Annotated in this window: 1 protein-coding gene; it reads left to right on the forward strand. The window is 47.8% G+C overall.

Annotation, left to right across the window (positions count from 1 at the left end; all coding sequences use genetic code 11):
* The first annotated feature begins 62 nt into the window (after positions 1 to 62).
* On the forward strand, positions 63 to 1,328 hold the full coding sequence (locus GO009_RS17335; protein ID WP_163627962.1) for an IS256 family transposase: 1,266 nt from the start codon (positions 63 to 65) through the stop codon (positions 1,326 to 1,328).
* Positions 1,329 to 1,339 lie beyond the last annotated feature (11 nt).

The following is a 1,339-nucleotide window of genomic DNA, read 5'->3' on the forward strand; positions in this document are numbered from 1 at the left end:
GAGGGTGTAAATTAAACTCTGTCTGAAATAGATTTAAACATTAATTTTATTCAGACAGAACCATGAGAACAGAGGAACAGACAGAATTTGAAAAGAAGGTGCTTGACCAGTTCATGTCGGGCAAGAACCTTTTCGGCAAGGGCGGCGCGTTTGCCCCGATGCTGAAGAACGTCATCGAAAAGGCCCTTGAGGCGGAGATGGAGGGCCATTTGGACGAATCCCAAAGGATCAACGGCAATAAACGCAACGGCAAAGGGAAAAAGACCATTAAGAGCGGCTATGGCACTTTCGATATCGATACGCCCCAGGACAGGCAAAGCAGCTTTGAGCCGGAACTGGTAAAGAAACGTCAGACCATTTTGGCCGACAACCTATCGGACAAGATCATAGGACTTTATGGCCTTGGGATGAGCTACCGCGACATCTCTTCGCATATCAAGGAAATGTACGACACCGACATCTCCCATACCGTTTTGAGCCAGATAACCGATAAGATCGTCCCCGATGTAAAGGCGTGGCAGAACCGCCCGCTGGAGCCACTCTATTGCATCGTATGGCTCGATGCGATGCACTACAAGGTAAAAGTCGATGGCAAGATCGAGCACAGGGCCCTCTACAATATCCTTGGCATCAACAAGGAGGGCTATAAGGAAGTTTTGGGCATGTACATCTCCGAGAGCGAGGGTGCCAATTTTTGGTTGCAAGTACTTACAGACCTGAACAATCGGGGCTTGAAGGATATCCTGATCGCCTGCACGGACAATCTTCGGGGATTTACCGATGCGATATTGAGCGTATTCCCAAAAGCACAGGTACAGCTCTGCATCGTGCACCAGATACGCAATTCGCTCAAATACATTGCCTCTAAAGATCAAAAGGAGTTCATGCGCGACCTTAAGCTCGTTTATCGGGCGACCAGCAAGGAGGTGGCGGAAGACAGATTATTGGATCTGGAGGAAAAATGGGGAGGCAAATATCCCGTGGTCATCGAAAGCTGGCAGCGCAACTGGGAGCAGCTATCACAGTATTTCCAGTACACCGAACCGATCAGAAAAATAATCTATACCACCAATGCCGTAGAGGGATTCCACCGCCAAGTACGTAAAGTTACCAAGACCAAGGGGGCCTTCACAAATGATATGGCCTTGATAAAGCTTGTGTACTTGGCCACAAAGAACATAGAAAAGAAATGGACCAGCCCTTTGCACAATTGGAGCCTGACCGTTCAACAACTTTACATTAAATTTGGGGAACGGATACCCCTGATATTAAACACCAATTCCTTTGGGGCTAGCCCCAAAGGAATTGAAACAACGGACAGAGTTTAATTTACAGACCC

The organism is Allomuricauda sp. TY007 (genome assembly GCF_010468565.1).
In the GTDB taxonomy this organism is placed as follows: Bacteria; Bacteroidota; Bacteroidia; order Flavobacteriales; family Flavobacteriaceae; genus Flagellimonas.

Bases quoted from the DNA above. Each gene is read 5' to 3' on its own strand.
- GO009_RS17335 (WP_163627962.1), top strand. From the start codon at position 63: ATGAGAACAGAGGAACAGACAGAATTTGAAAAGAAGGTGCTTGACCAG.